The sequence below is a fragment of the Thomasclavelia spiroformis DSM 1552 genome (genome assembly GCF_025149465.1).
GTDB lineage: Bacteria > Bacillota_I > Bacilli_A > Erysipelotrichales > Coprobacillaceae > Thomasclavelia > Thomasclavelia spiroformis.
The window spans coordinates 2,377,273-2,392,533 of record NZ_CP102275.1; the positions used below are offsets into that span (position 1 = coordinate 2,377,273).

14 protein-coding genes and 5 rRNA genes are annotated in these 15,261 nt (G+C 42.4%); all 19 read right to left on the minus strand.

The window, feature by feature from the left end; genetic code table 11:
- Positions 1–4 precede the first annotated feature (4 nt).
- Positions 5–340: a 50S ribosomal protein L24 gene (gene rplX / locus NQ543_RS11395; protein WP_004610083.1), complete on the minus strand. Its 336-nt coding sequence runs from the start codon at positions 338–340 to the stop codon at positions 5–7.
- Positions 341–352: 12 nt separating this feature from the next.
- Positions 353–721, minus strand: a complete 369-nt coding sequence (rplN, locus tag NQ543_RS11400; RefSeq protein WP_004610082.1) for a 50S ribosomal protein L14 — start codon at positions 719–721, stop codon at positions 353–355.
- 31 nt (positions 722–752) lie between these two features.
- Positions 753–1,013 (minus strand): 30S ribosomal protein S17, encoded by a 261-nt coding sequence (gene rpsQ, locus NQ543_RS11405; RefSeq protein WP_004610081.1) that lies wholly within the window; start codon positions 1,011–1,013, stop codon positions 753–755.
- Positions 1,014–1,024: 11 nt separating this feature from the next.
- Positions 1,025–1,219, minus strand: a complete 195-nt coding sequence (gene rpmC / locus NQ543_RS11410) for a 50S ribosomal protein L29 (protein ID WP_004610080.1) — start codon at positions 1,217–1,219, stop codon at positions 1,025–1,027.
- 2 nt (positions 1,220–1,221) lie between these two features.
- Positions 1,222–1,632: a 50S ribosomal protein L16 gene (rplP, locus tag NQ543_RS11415; RefSeq protein WP_039904374.1), complete on the minus strand. Its 411-nt coding sequence runs from the start codon at positions 1,630–1,632 to the stop codon at positions 1,222–1,224.
- Positions 1,633–1,634: 2 nt separating this feature from the next.
- Entirely contained in the window at positions 1,635–2,288 is a 654-nt protein-coding gene (gene rpsC, locus NQ543_RS11420; protein WP_004610078.1) for a 30S ribosomal protein S3, read from the minus strand.
- 11 nt (positions 2,289–2,299) lie between these two features.
- Complete coding sequence (gene rplV / locus NQ543_RS11425; RefSeq protein ID WP_004610077.1) at positions 2,300–2,632, minus strand: 50S ribosomal protein L22; 333 nt, start codon at positions 2,630–2,632, stop codon at positions 2,300–2,302.
- Between the two features lie 19 nt (positions 2,633–2,651).
- Entirely contained in the window at positions 2,652–2,930 is a 279-nt protein-coding gene (gene rpsS, locus NQ543_RS11430) for a 30S ribosomal protein S19 (protein ID WP_004610076.1), read from the minus strand.
- 18 nt (positions 2,931–2,948) lie between these two features.
- Positions 2,949–3,782 carry a 50S ribosomal protein L2 gene (gene rplB, locus NQ543_RS11435; protein WP_004610075.1) on the minus strand — a complete coding sequence of 278 codons (834 nt, stop codon included), beginning with the start codon at positions 3,780–3,782 and terminating at the stop codon, positions 2,949–2,951.
- A 50-nt stretch (positions 3,783–3,832) separates the two neighbouring features.
- On the minus strand, positions 3,833–4,123 hold the full coding sequence (gene rplW, locus NQ543_RS11440) for a 50S ribosomal protein L23 (RefSeq protein WP_004610074.1): 291 nt from the start codon (positions 4,121–4,123) through the stop codon (positions 3,833–3,835).
- On the minus strand, positions 4,123–4,746 hold the full coding sequence (gene rplD / locus NQ543_RS11445) for a 50S ribosomal protein L4 (protein WP_004610073.1): 624 nt from the start codon (positions 4,744–4,746) through the stop codon (positions 4,123–4,125). The genes rplW and rplD overlap by 1 nt, the downstream gene beginning before the upstream one ends.
- Before the next feature lie 21 nt (positions 4,747–4,767).
- On the minus strand, positions 4,768–5,496 hold the full coding sequence (gene rplC, locus NQ543_RS11450; RefSeq protein ID WP_004610072.1) for a 50S ribosomal protein L3: 729 nt from the start codon (positions 5,494–5,496) through the stop codon (positions 4,768–4,770).
- A gap of 21 nt (positions 5,497–5,517) precedes the next feature.
- Positions 5,518–5,826 (minus strand): 30S ribosomal protein S10, encoded by a 309-nt coding sequence (gene rpsJ / locus NQ543_RS11455; RefSeq protein WP_004610071.1) that lies wholly within the window; start codon positions 5,824–5,826, stop codon positions 5,518–5,520.
- Positions 5,827–6,296: 470 nt separating this feature from the next.
- Entirely contained in the window at positions 6,297–6,542 is a 246-nt protein-coding gene (locus tag NQ543_RS11460; protein ID WP_004610070.1) for a hypothetical protein, read from the minus strand.
- A 348-nt stretch (positions 6,543–6,890) separates the two neighbouring features.
- Positions 6,891–6,999: ribosomal RNA gene (rrf, locus tag NQ543_RS11465) — 5S ribosomal RNA — on the minus strand.
- A 76-nt stretch (positions 7,000–7,075) separates the two neighbouring features.
- Positions 7,076–9,985, minus strand: a 23S ribosomal RNA gene (locus tag NQ543_RS11470).
- Positions 9,986–10,212: 227 nt separating this feature from the next.
- Positions 10,213–11,737 (minus strand): 16S ribosomal RNA (locus NQ543_RS11475).
- 350 nt (positions 11,738–12,087) lie between these two features.
- Positions 12,088–12,196, minus strand: a 5S ribosomal RNA gene (gene rrf / locus NQ543_RS11480).
- Between the two features lie 76 nt (positions 12,197–12,272).
- Positions 12,273–15,180 (minus strand): 23S ribosomal RNA (locus NQ543_RS11485).
- The 16S, 23S and 5S rRNA genes sit together here, the layout of an rRNA operon.
- Positions 15,181–15,261: the final 81 nt, after the last annotated feature.

Here is a 15,261-nt window from a genome sequence, read left to right on the forward strand (position 1 = left end):
CCTCCTATTTCTTTTTCTTTTTATCAACTTCTGCTCCAGTTTTTCTGTTAACTCGAACTTTGATTTTTTTACCATCTTTTTCTACAAATTTATATCCAAGTTTAACAGGAGCTTTAGATTTTGAATCATAGAATGCAACATTAGAAACATGAATAGGCGCTTCTCTTGTTACAATTCCTCCTTCAGGATCTGCTTGTGAAGGTTTAATATGCTTAGTTGCCATATTAACTCCCTCAACTATTACTTTGTCTTGTTTTGCAAGAACTTGTAACACTTCACCTTGTTTTCCTTTATCTTTACCTGCGATAACTACTACAGTATCACCTACATGGATTTTCATGTTTAAGTCCTCCTATAATACTTCTGGAGCTAATGATACAATCTTCATGAAATCTGCATCTCTTAACTCTCTTGCAACTGGTCCGAAGATACGAGTCCCTTTAGGAGACTTGTCTTCTTTTATAATTACACAAGCGTTATCATCAAATTTGATATAAGAACCATTTTCTCTACCTACACCATATTTACTTCTCACGATAACTGCTTTTACTACTTCACCTTTTTTTACAGAACCACCTGGAGCTGCTTGTTTAACTGTTGCTACAACAACATCACCAATATTACTAAATTTACGATTAGATCCACCCAAATTGCGGATTACTAAAACTTCTTTAGCTCCAGTGTTATCAGCGACTTTAAGTCTACTTTCGTTTTGGATCATTTTGGTTACCTCCTTTTAGAGTTTATATATATTAAACAGTTTCTGCTTTTTTTACAATTTCAACTAATCTGAAACGTTTTGTTGCAGACAATGGTCTTGTTGACATGATTTTTACTGTATCACCAACATTTGCGATATTTTCTTCATCATGAGCATGGAACTTAGTTGAAGATTTCATACGCTTACCATATAATTTATGTTTTACATGTGTTTCTACTAGCACTGTAATAGTCTTATCCATTTTAGTAGATACAACTGTTCCAGTGTAAACTTTACGATTGTTTCTTTCCATTGGATCTCCTCCTATTGGTTCAATTCTCTTTCTCTAATAATTGTTTTAATTCTAGCGATAGATTTACGAACCGTTCTGATACGTGCTGTGTTTTCTAAACTTCCTGTAGCTTGTTGGAAACGAAGTCCAAATAGCTCTTTTTTGTATTCTTCTACTTTAGCAAGTAAAGCAGCATTATCTAATTCTCTAATTTCTTGAACTGTCACAACTATTCACCCTTTCCAATGATTTTACATTTAATAGGTAATTTATGAGATGCAAGTCTAAGAGCTTCTCTAGCAAGTTCTTCATCAACACCTGCTACTTCAAAAAGAACTCGACCAGTTTTAACAACTGCTACCCATTCTTCTGGAGAACCTTTCCCAGATCCCATACGTACTTCTAATGGTTTTTTAGTTTTAGCTAAATGAGGGAAAATTCTAATCCATACTTTACCACCACGGTTCATACGACGATTAATAGCGATACGAGCAGCTTCAATTTGACGAGAAGTGATCCAAGCACCTTCAGTTGCTTGTAATCCAAATTCCCCAAACGATACTTGAGTTCCGCCTTTAGCTTTACCTTCGTATTTTACACGATGAGGTCTTCTGTATTTTGTTCTTTTAGGCATCAACATGATTATTTATCCCCTTTCTTCTTTTCAGGAAGGATTTCTCCCTTACAAATCCAAACTTTAACTCCTAATTTACCATAAGTAGTATCTGCTTCAGCAGTAGCATAATCAATATCAGCTCTTAAAGTATGTAAAGGGACATTCCCTTCAGAGTAACCTTCAGCACGAGCCATATCAGCTCCACCTAAACGTCCTGAAACACTTGTTTTAATTCCTTTAGCTCCAGCTCTCATAGCTCTTTGAATAGCGCGTTTTTGAACTGTTCTAAAAGAAGCACGATTTTCTAATTGTTCAGCGATGTTATTTGCAACTAATTGTGCAACAACATCAGGATTTTTAATTTCAACAATATTAATAAACACTTGTTTATCTTTAACCATTTTACTAACTTCTTTTCTTAATGCATCAACAGCTTCACCATCTTTACCAATTACAACACCTGGTCTAGATGTGTGAACAAAGATAGTAACGCGATTTTTTGATCTTTCTATTTCGACACGAGCAACAGATGCAGTTTTAAGTTTTTTTAATAAGTATTCACGAATTTTAATATCTTCGTGTAATAACCCTGCAAAATCCTGATCGTTAGCATACCATCTTGAATCCCAATTACGGTTAATACCAACTCGTAATCCAACTGGACTTACTTTTTGACCCATAATCTGACCTCCTATCTTTCTTCAACCACACAAGTAATGTGGCTAGTTCTTTTTAAAATTCTTGTTCCACTACCTTTTGCTCTAGCAGCGAATCTCTTTAATGTAGGTCCTTCATCTACATAGATTTCTTTAATATATAATTTTTCTGCTTCAGCACCACTGTTATAAATAGCATTTTGTGCAGCAGATTTTACAACTTTAATGATTGCAGGAGTTGCACTTTTATTTACATATTCTAATATTCCAAGTGCTTCTTTAACTTTCTTACCTCTCACTAAATCAACAACTAATCTTGCTTTTTGAGGTGAAACACGAATCATTTTAGCTTGTGCTCTTGCTTCCATGTTTTAAATTCTCCTCTCTTTATTTTCCAGCTTTTTTATCATCAGCTGAATGCCCATGATAAGTTCTAGTTGGAGCAAATTCTCCTAATTTATGTCCGACCATATCTTCAGTCACATAAACTGGGATATGTTCTCTTCCGTTATACACTGCAAATGTGTGCTCAATAAATTGAGGGAAGATTGTTGAACGTCTAGACCAAGTCTTAATTACTTCTTTTTTTCCTGATGTATTTAATGCTTCAACTTTTTTCATTAAATGTTCATCAACAAATGGTCCCTTTTTTAAACTACGTGCCATTATTTCTTCCTCCTTTTATTATTTAGAATTTCTGCGACGTACAATTAATTTAGTAGACGCTTTCTTATTTTTTCTAGTTTTAACACCCATAGCTTTTTTACCCCAAGGTGTCATTGGTGCTTTACGACCAATTGAAGTTCTACCTTCACCACCACCATGAGGGTGATCGTTAGGATTCATTACAGAACCACGAACAGTTGGTTTAACACCTTTCCATCTCATACGTCCAGCTTTACCATAATTAACTAATCCGTGATCTTCATTTCCAACCACACCAACAGTTGCTCTGCATACAGCTAATAACTTACGTACTTCACCAGATGCCAATCTTACAATTACATATTTTTCTTCTTTACCTAAGATTTGTGCAGACACACCAGCAGAACGTGCGATTTGTCCACCTTTTCCAGGTTGCATCTCAATATTATGAATTACTGTACCTTCTGGCATATTTCCCATAGGTAAAGCATTCCCTACTTTAATATCTGCATTTTCACCAGATACAATTTTATTTCCTACTTCTAACCCTTTTGGAGCAAGAATATATCTTTTTTCACCATCTGCATAATTAATTAATGCAATGTTAGCAGATCTATTTGGATCATATTCGATAGTTGCTACAGTTCCGATGATATCATCTTTATTACGTTTGAAATCAATAATACGATATTTACGTTTATGTCCTCCACCGTGATGACGTGTTGTAATAACACCTTGATTATTACGTCCACCGTTTTTATTTATTTTTGCAACTAAAGATTTTTCAGGTTTTGTTGCTGTAATTTCTTCATAAGTTAATGAAGTCATATTACGACGACCGTTTGTCACTGGCTTATAAGTTTTAATTGCCATCTTTAGTTTCCTCCTAATTATCTGGAATTATTTTCCAATATTTTTGTTAATTATTCCTCACCGAAATAATTGATTGTACTACCTTCTGCTAATTTAACAATAGCTTTTCTTCTACGGTTAGTTTTACCTTCGTATCTACCAACTCTTTTAGTTTTAGGTTTAATGTTCATAACATTAACGCTTTCAACTTTTACATCAAACATTGCTTCAACAGCTTGTTTAATTTCAATTTTATTAGCATTAACATCCACATCAAATGTATATTTATTTTCTTCTGCTTGAAGAGTCATTGATTTTTCAGTGAATACAGGTTTTTTTAATACATCAGTAATATGTGCCATTATCCTAATACCTCCTCAACAGACTTAATTGCAGCTTCAGTCATAATTAACTTATCGCTATTTAAAATATCATAAACGTTAACACGTCTAGCATCTAATAATTTAACTCCTGGAATGTTGTTAGCACTTCTAGCCACATTTTCATCAATTTCATCAACAACAATTAATGTTTTTGTTGGAGCGTCTAAATTTGCTAAAACTTTAACCATTTCTTTTGTTTTTGGAGCATCGAATTTAATAGCTTCTAAAGCCATGAATTCATTATCGATAATTTTAGTAGATAAAGCTGATTTAAGAGCTAATCTTCTAACTTTACGATTTAATTTAAATTTATAACTTCTAGGTGTTGGACCAAATACTACTCCTCCTCCACGCCATTGTGGTGCACGGATTGATCCTTGTCTAGCTCTACCAGTACCTTTTTGACGCCATGGTTTTTTGCCACCACCACTAACTTCAGTACGGTTTTTTACTTTATGTGTACCTTGTCTTAATGATGCTCTTTGTAATAAGACCATATCAAATAATGCTTGTTTGTTTGGTTCAATTCCAAATACAGCTTCATTTAATTCTAAATCTTTTACTTCAGCACCTTCTTGGTTATATACTTTAACTTTAAGCATATCGAATCCTCCTTCCCTAAATTATTCAGCTGTTTCAACTGGTGTATCAGTTGCTACATCTGCATCTTTAGTTTCTTCTACTGTTGGTGTAAAATCTACTAATTCATGAGCAGGATTTACTCTCCCAGCTGCTTTAATTCCAGATTTTACAATTACTAATCCTTTTTTCGGACCTGGTACTGACCCTTTGATTAATAATAAATTATTTTCTACATCAACAGCTACAATTTCTAAGTTTTGAACTGTTCTTGTAACATGACCCATTTGTCCTGGTAATTTTTTACCTGGAGCAATTCTATTTGGAGCAATTGGTCCCATTGACCCTACAATTCTATGAGCTCCTGAACCATGTCCTTTTGGACCGATATGTTGTCCATGTCTTTTAATAACACCTTGATAACCTTTACCTTTAGAAGTTCCAGTTACATCCACAACTTCACCAGCTACGAAGCTATCAACAGTAATTTTATCTCCAACTTCATAACTCATCATTTCGTCAAAACGAAATTCCTTGATGAAGCGCTTAGGAGCTGTATTAGCTTTTTTTACAATACCTAATTCAGCTTTATTTGCTAATTTTTCTCTCTTATCTTCAAATCCAACTTGAATTGCATCATATCCATCAGTAGCAACAGTTTTCTTTTGTAATACTACATTTTCAGTAGCTTCAACTACAGTTACTGGAATTAATAAACCATCAGTTGTGAAGACTTGAGTCATTCCAATCTTACGACCTAAGATTCCTTTCATGAGTTACACCATTTACCTTTCTTATAATTTGATTTCGATATCTACACCACTTGGTAATTCTAATCTTGTTAGAACATCTACAGTTTCTTGTGTAGGATTTACGATATCGATTAAACGTTTGTGTGTTCTGATTTCAAATTGTTCACGTGAATCTTTATATTTGTGAACTGCTCTTAAGATTGTATAAATCTCTTTTTCAGTTGGTAGAGGTACAGGACCTACTACTTGAGCACCAGATTTCTTAGCAGCACCAATAATTTTCTCTGCCGAATTATCTAGAATTTTGTGATCAAAAGATTTTAATCTAATTCTAATTTTGTTATTTGCCATGATTTTTTTCTCCTTTCAAATTCATAGGATGCGAACTACTCAATACAAATTCCCTAAAACATGCCGTCTCATGACAACGCCTCTCGGTGTTTCAGCAACCTTGCACATCTTCGTAGCCGACATGCTAATACTATCAAAAAAAAGCTTACTATGCAAGCTTTTTTTTTAATTTTTATCTATAAATATTAATGCTGATTTTTATTTAAAAAAATTAGACAAAAATATAGCAATTCATGTTTATTTACATTTCATTTTGATACTTAATAACCCAATATATATTATAACTACAGAACTCATTAAATCCACATATGACTTCACTATGAATGGTCGTCATTCTAAGATTTTTTTCCAGTCTACCTGCAATTGTTGACCAGGTTTTGTTTCATATCTGACATTAGGCTTGACAGTTTTTTATGGCTTTATATCATATTTCCAATTGTAGGTTCCAATATTGTCTTCAACATATCTGTCTAGAAGATACTCATATGTAGCACGCTTATGGACACTAGGCTTTTTAAACAATCTAGCGATTTCATCGCTAGATTTATCCAGAATACTTTTTTAGGTTTACGTTCCACTTTTTTTATTCCTCCTCCAAGCCAGTATTTAACTACTGTATGGTTGTCCATATCGTAGATTCTGGCAAGTTCGCTAAAGTTTAATTTAATGTTCATTTGTTTCAAAATTAATAAATCTCTTATAATATTTCTTTCCATAATAATCTCCCATATTTGAATACAGAAAATTCTATCAAAAAAGATTGCCTTAATTGATGCAAAGTGCAACCACTTATCTGCAACAATTGGGTAATCTTATTTTAACTTTTATAACTGGACATAAATTATATAAAAACACTTATCCATTAATCTTAACTATGTATACTTACATACAATAAATCTACTCATTTTATTTTAATTTTTATCCTTAATACAATATTTAATTACGTTACAATCTCTACAAAAATGCAAAATTATGTATTCATGTATAAGAAGAAGAAACAAAAAAAGATACCGGAGAAGGTACCGGTATATGATGAAGAATATATGATCCCAAAATAAAAAAAGAACCGGCAGCTTGCTATTGTCGCACCGCAGTACTATCGTCGCCGTTATGATGCTTAACTTCTGTGTTCGGTATGGGTACAGGTGTGTCCATCATGCTATCGCTACCAGATCTTCTCTTTTAAGCAATTCCTTTCGAGAATCACTCAAAACCGGATAATAGCTCCTATTGCTTCTTCTTCTCTCTTTAGGTTAAGTCCTCGACCTATTAGTATCAGTCCGCTGAACATGTCACCATGCTTACACTCCTGACCTATCAACCTTATCGTCTTTAAGGGGTCTTACCTACTTGCGTAATGGGAAGTCTCATCTTGAAGTGGGTTTCACACTTAGATGCCTTCAGCGTTTATCCCTTCCATATTTAGCTACCCAGCTGTGCCACTGGCGTGACAACTGGTGCACCATTGATATGTCCATCCCGGTCCTCTCGTACTGAGGACAGATCTTCTCAAACTTCCTACGCCCACGACAGATAGGGACCGAACTGTCTCACGACGTTCTGAACCCAGCTCGCGTACCGCTTTAATGGGCGAACAGCCCAACCCTTGGAACCGACTTCAGCTCCAGGATGCGATGAGCCGACATCGAGGTGCCAAACCTCCCCGTCGATGTGAACTCTTGGGGGAGATCAGCCTGTTATCCCCAGGGTAGCTTTTATCCGTTGAGCGACGGCCTTTCCATTCAGCACCGCCGGATCACTAAGCCCGACTTTCGTCCCTGCTCGACTTGTTGGTCTCGCAGTCAAACACCCTTTTGCCTTTGCACTCTGCGCTTGATTTCCATCCAAGCTGAGGGTATCTTTGGGCGCCTCCGTTACTCTTTGGGAGGCGACCGCCCCAGTCAAACTGCCCACCTGACACTGTCCCGTTGCCAGCTTATGGCATCCGGTTAGAACTCCAATACAGGAAGAGTAGTATCCCAACAGCGACTCCTCACACACTGGCGTGCATGTCTCTCAGTCTCCTACCTATCCTGTACATCCTGCATCAAAGTCCAATATCAAGCTACAGTAAAGCTCCATGGGGTCTTTCCGTCTAGTCGCGGGTAACCTGCATCTTCACAGGTACTAAGACTTCACCGAGTCTACAGCTGAGACAGCGCCCAAATCGTTACGCCTTTCGTGCGGGTCAGAACTTACCTGACAAGGAATTTCGCTACCTTAGGACCGTTATAGTTACGGCCGCCGTTTACTGGGGCTTCAATTCAGTGCTTCGCTTGCGCTGACACATCCTCTTAACCTTCCAGCACCGGGCAGGCGTCACCCCATATACGTCGTCTTTCGACTTAGCATAGAGCTGTGTTTTTGGTAAACAGTCGCTTGGGCCGTTTCACTGCGGCTCATATCTCTATGAGCACTCCTTCTCCCTAAGTTACGGAGTCATTTTGCAGAGTTCCTTAGCTATAGTTCTCTCGCTCACCTTAGGATTCTCTCCTCACCCATGTGTGTCCATTTTCGGTACGGGTTACTGTATGATTTTCACTAGAAGCTTTTCTTGGAAGCTGGCTTCAATGACTTCTGTACTTGCCTTGGCTTTCCATCCGCTTCACGCCTTCGCTTTCTCGACATCCGGATTTGCCTGGATATCTGCTACCTCGCTTGCACCTGCTCTTCCAGCCGCAGGATCACCTAGCCTTCTCCGTCACTCCTTCATTCATACCGTAAGTACAGGAATCTCTACCTGTTGTCCATCGACTACGCCTCTCGGCCTCGCCTTAGGTCCCGACTTACCCAGAGCGGACGAACCTTCCTCTGGAAACCTTGGGTTTTCGGTGCGTGGGATTCTCACCCACGTTCCGCTACTCACACCGGCATTCTCTCTTCTATATGCTCCACAGCTCCTTCCGGTACTGCTTCTTCGCTCATAGAACGCTCCCCTACCACTTGCTCATCGCAAATCCATAGCTTCGGTAATATACTTAGCCCCGGTAAATTATCGGCGCAGAGTCATTCGACTAGTGAGCTGTTACGCACTCTTTAAAGGATGGCTGCTTCTGAGCCAACCTCCTAGTTGTCTGGACATCTCCACATCCTTTTCCACTTAGTATATATTTTGGGACCTTAGCTGATGGTCTGGGCTGTTTCCCTCTTGACAGTGGACCTTATCACCCGCTGTCTGACTGCCGAGCATGTCTCTGTGACATTCGGAGTTTGATTATATTCAGTACCCCGGGATGGGGCCATCACATATTCAGTGCTCTACCTTCACATGACTCTCTCTCGACGCTAGCCCTAAAGCTATTTCGGGGAGAACCAGCTATCTCCGAGTTCGATTGGAATTTCACCCCTAGCCACAACTCATCCGCCAACGTTTCAACGGGGGTCGGTTCGGTCCTCCATCGGGTTTTACCCCAACTTCAACCTGGTCATGGCTAGATCACTCGGTTTCGGGTCTACGACATGCAACTAGCGCCCTGTTAAGACTCGCTTTCGCTTCGGCTCCGCATATCCTGCTTAACCTCGCTGCATATCGTAACTCGCCGGTTCATTCTACAAAAGGCACGCTATCACCCTTTAACGGGCTCTAACTTCTTGTAAGCATATGGTTTCAGGTTCTTTTTCACTCCCCTCCCGGGGTTCTTTTCACCTTTCCCTCACGGTACTGGTTCACTATCGGTCACAGAGGAGTATTTAGCCTTACCAGATGGTCCTGGTAGATTCCGACAGGATTCCTCGTGTCCCGCCGTACTCAGGTGCTGTCTCAAGCTTCTTCACTATTTCGGCTACGGGGCTTTCACCCTGTCTCGCCGGACTTCCCAGTCCGTTCGCCTATAATGCCTTCTTGCTCTTTCCTGACAGTCCTACAACCCCGATCCTAAAATCGGTTTGGGCTCCTCCCCTTTCGCTCGCCGCTACTTAGGAAATCATTTTTATTTTCTCTTCCTTCAGGTACTTAGATGTTTCAGTTCCCTGAGTCTCGCCTCTCTGCAGCTATCTGTTCACTGCAGGATATCCGGTCTCTATCCCGGATGGGTTCCCCCATTCGGACATCGACGGATCGTTGCATGCTTACTGCTCCCCGTCGCATTTCGCTGTTTGCTGCGTCCTTCTTCGCCTCTCTGTGCCTAGGCATCCGCCATACGCTCTTCCCTACTTTACCTATTCGGTGTCTTGATCACTATTTCCTTCTTACTGACTGTTTCAGTGTTGAATTCTCTTAGTTTTCTTTCGACTTTCTCTAGAAAGACCTCAATAATTTTCTTATCTCGATCTCTTTCTTTCGCAATTTGTCTATTATCCAGTTTTCAATGATCTCTGAGCTTCTCTCTTCTTCGAGTTTCACTCAAAACTAAACAGAATCTTCTCCACACTTCCTCTTCTCCTTAGAAAGGAGGTGATCCATCCCCACGTTCCCGTAGGGATACCTTGTTACGACTTCACCCCAATCATCAATCCCACCTTAGACAGCTCCCTCCTTGCGGTTAGGCCACCGGCTTCGGGTGTTATCAACTCTCATGGTGTGACGGGCGGTGTGTACAAGGCCCGAGAACGTATTCACCGCGACATGCTGATTCGCGATTACTAGCGATTCCAACTTCATGTAGTCGAGTTGCAGACTACAATCCGAACTGAGAATGGTTTTATGGGTTTTGCTTCACCTCGCGGCTTCGCTTCCCTCTGCTCCATCCATTGTAGCACGTGTGTAGCCCAGGTCATAAGGGGCATGATGATTTGACGTCATCCCCGCCTTCCTCCAGCTTGTCACTGGCAGTCTCGCTAGAGTCCCCAACTTAATGATGGTAACTAGCGACAAGGGTTGCGCTCGTTGCGGGACTTAACCCAACATCTCACGACACGAGCTGACGACAACCATGCACCACCTGTCTCGGATATATCTATCCCCTCATCTCTGAGGTCTTTATCCGGATGTCAAGACCTGGTAAGGTTCTTCGCGTTGCTTCGAATTAAACCACATGCTCCACCGCTTGTGCGGGCCCCCGTCAATTCCTTTGAGTTTCATTCTTGCGAACGTACTACTCAGGCGGAGTACTTATTGCGTTAACTGCAGCACTGAAATTTGACTCCCAACACTTAGTACTCATCGTTTACGGCGTGGACTACTAGGGTATCTAATCCTATTTGCTCCCCACGCTTTCGGGAATGAGCGTCAGTTACAGGCCAGACCGTCGCCTTCGCCACTGGTGTTCCTCCATATATCTACGCATTTCACCGCTACACATGGAATTCCACGATCCTCTCCTGCACTCTAGCAGCCCGGTTTCTATGGCTTACTGAAGTTAAGCTTCAGTCTTTCACCACAGACCTCTGCCGCCGCCTGCTCCCTCTTTACGCCCAATAATTCCGGATAACGCTCGCCACCTACGTATTACCGCGGCTGCTGGCACGTAGTTAGCCGTGGCTTTCTCATAAAGTACCGTCACTCGGATATCATTCCCTATATCCGCCGTTCTTCCTTTATAACAGAAGTTTACAGAACGAATTCCTTCTTCCTTCACGCGGCGTTGCTCGGTCAGGGTTCCCCCCATTGCCGAAAATTCCCTACTGCTGCCTCCCGTAGGAGTCTGGGCCGTGTCTCAGTCCCAGTGTGGCCGGTCACCCTCTCAGGTCGGCTACGCATCGTCGCCTTGGTGAGCTGTTACCTCACCAACCAGCTAATGCGCCATAAGTCCATCCTCTACCAGTGCCTTGGCACTTTTAATATGGTCACCATGCAGTGTCCATACCTATGCGGTCTTAGCTGCCGTTTCCAGCAGTTATCCCCCTGTCTAGGGCAGGTTACTTATGTATTACTCACCCGTTCGCCACTCGAGCATTGCTGCTCGCGTTCGACTTGCATGTATTAGGCACGCCGCCAGCGTTCATCCTGAGCCAGGATCAAACTCTCCATTGTCCTTTTATCTCTCTCAGACAATTTCCTGTCTGTTTAGCTCTTCTTTTTTCTCTTTGACGTGTGTTCTTTAATTCTGTTTAGTTTTCAATGATCTCTCTTATCGGCCTCTCTTTTGCCGACTTTCTTATCTTACACTCTTTTTTGACTTTAGTCAATATCTTTTTCCATCTTTTTCTAAAGCCTCTTTCCTCTTCTCTCGAGTGCTCACTTAATTTACCATATTCCTTTGCCTTTGTAAAGCTTTTTTTTGCCTTTTTTTATCTTTTTTTGTTTTTTTAGCTAAACAAAAAAAGATACCGGAGAAGGTACCGGTATATGATGAAGAATATATGATCCCAAAATAAAAAAAGAACCGGCAGCTTGCTATTGTCGCACCGCAGTACTATCGTCGCCGTTATGATGCTTAACTTCTGTGTTCGGTATGGGTACAGGTGTGTCCATCATGCTATCGCTACCAGATCTTCTCTTTTAAGCAATTCCTTTCGAGAATCACTCAAAACCGGATAATAGCTCCTATTGCTTCTTCTTCTCTCTTTAGGTTAAGTCCTCGACCTATTAGTATCAGTCCGCTGAACATGTCACCATGCTTACACTCCTGACCTATCAACCTTATCGTCTTTAAGGGGTCTTACCTACTTGCGTAATGGGAAGTCTCATCTTGAAGTGGGTTTCACACTTAGATGCCTTCAGCGTTTATCCCTTCCATATTTAGCTACCCAGCTGTGCCACTGGCGTGACAACTGGTGCACCATTGATATGTCCATCCCGGTCCTCTCGTACTGAGGACAGATCTTCTCAAACTTCCTACGCCCACGACAGATAGGGACCGAACTGTCTCACGACGTTCTGAACCCAGCTCGCGTACCGCTTTAATGGGCGAACAGCCCAACCCTTGGAACCGACTTCAGCTCCAGGATGCGATGAGCCGACATCGAGGTGCCAAACCTCCCCGTCGATGTGAACTCTGGGGGAGATCAGCCTGTTATCCCCAGGGTAGCTTTTATCCGTTGAGCGACGGCCTTTCCATTCAGCACCGCCGGATCACTAAGCCCGACTTTCGTCCCTGCTCGACTTGTTGGTCTCGCAGTCAAACACCCTTTTGCCTTTGCACTCTGCGCTTGATTTCCATCCAAGCTGAGGGTATCTTTGGGCGCCTCCGTTACTCTTTGGGAGGCGACCGCCCCAGTCAAACTGCCCACCTGACACTGTCCCGTTGCCAGCTTATGGCATCCGGTTAGAACTCCAATACAGGAAGAGTAGTATCCCAACAGCGACTCCTCACACACTGGCGTGCATGTCTCTCAGTCTCCTACCTATCCTGTACATCCTGCATCAAAGTCCAATATCAAGCTACAGTAAAGCTCCATGGGGTCTTTCCGTCTAGTCGCGGGTAACCTGCATCTTCACAGGTACTAAGACTTCACCGAGTCTACAGCTGAGACAGCGCCCAAATCGTTACGCCTTTCGTGCGGGTCAGAACTTACCTGACAAGGAATTTCGCTACCTTAGGACCGTTATAGTTACGGCCGCCGTTTACTGGGGCTTCAATTCAGTGCTTCGCTTGCGCTGACACATCCTCTTAACCTTCCAGCACCGGGCAGGCGTCACCCCATATACGTCGTCTTTCGACTTAGCATAGAGCTGTGTTTTTGGTAAACAGTCGCTTGGGCCGTTTCACTGCGGCTCATATCTCTATGAGCACTCCTTCTCCCTAAGTTACGGAGTCATTTTGCAGAGTTCCTTAGCTATAGTTCTCTCGCTCACCTTAGGATTCTCTCCTCACCCATGTGTGTCCATTTTCGGTACGGGTTACTGTATGATTTTCACTAGAAGCTTTTCTTGGAAGCTGGCTTCAATGACTTCTGTACTTGCCTTGGCTTTCCATCCGCTTCACGCCTTCGCTTTCTCGACATCCGGATTTGCCTGGATATCTGCTACCTCGCTTGCACCTGCTCTTCCAGCCGCAGGATCACCTAGCCTTCTCCGTCACTCCTTCATTCATACCGTAAGTACAGGAATCTCTACCTGTTGTCCATCGACTACGCCTCTCGGCCTCGCCTTAGGTCCCGACTTACCCAGAGCGGACGAACCTTCCTCTGGAAACCTTGGGTTTTCGGTGCGTGGGATTCTCACCCACGTTCCGCTACTCACACCGGCATTCTCTCTTCTATATGCTCCACAGCTCCTTCCGGTACTGCTTCTTCGCTCATAGAACGCTCCCTACCACTTGCTCATCGCAAATCCATAGCTTCGGTAATATACTTAGCCCCGGTAAATTATCGGCGCAGAGTCATTCGACTAGTGAGCTGTTACGCACTCTTTAAAGGATGGCTGCTTCTGAGCCAACCTCCTAGTTGTCTGGACATCTCCACATCCTTTTCCACTTAGTATATATTTTGGGACCTTAGCTGATGGTCTGGGCTGTTTCCCTCTTGACAGTGGACCTTATCACCCGCTGTCTGACTGCCGAGCATGTCTCTGTGACATTCGGAGTTTGATTATATTCAGTACCCCGGGATGGGGCCATCACATATTCAGTGCTCTACCTTCACATGACTCTCTCTCGACGCTAGCCCTAAAGCTATTTCGGGGAGAACCAGCTATCTCCGAGTTCGATTGGAATTTCACCCCTAGCCACAACTCATCCGCCAACGTTTCAACGGGGGTCGGTTCGGTCCTCCATCGGGTTTTACCCCAACTTCAACCTGGTCATGGCTAGATCACTCGGTTTCGGGTCTACGACATGCAACTAGCGCCCTGTTAAGACTCGCTTTCGCTTCGGCTCCGCATATCCTGCTTAACCTCGCTGCATATCGTAACTCGCCGGTTCATTCTACAAAAGGCACGCTATCACCCTTTAACGGGCTCTAACTTCTTGTAAGCATATGGTTTCAGGTTCTTTTTCACTCCCCTCCCGGGGTTCTTTTCACCTTTCCCTCACGGTACTGGTTCACTATCGGTCACAGAGGAGTATTTAGCCTTACCAGATGGTCCTGGTAGATTCCGACAGGATTCCTCGTGTCCCGCCGTACTCAGGTGCTGTCTCAAGCTTCTTCACTATTTCGGCTACGGGGCTTTCACCCTGTCTCGCCGGACTTCCCAGTCCGTTCGCCTATAATGCCTTCTTGCTCTTTCCTGACAGTCCTACAACCCCGATCCTAAAATCGGTTTGGGCTCCTCCCCTTTCGCTCGCCGCTACTTAGGAAATCATTTTTATTTTCTCTTCCTTCAGGTACTTAGATGTTTCAGTTCCCTGAGTCTCGCCTCTCTGCAGCTATCTGTTCACTGCAGGATATCCGGTCTCTATCCCGGATGGGTTCCCCCATTCGGACATCGACGGATCGTTGCATGCTTACTGCTCCCCGTCGCATTTCGCTGTTTGCTGCGTCCTTCTTCGCCTCTCTGTGCCTAGGCATCCGCCATACGCTCTTCCCTACTTTACCTATTCGGTGTCTTGATCACTATTTCCTTCTTACTGACTGTTTCAGTGTTGAATTCTCTTAGTTTTCTTTCGACTTTCTCTA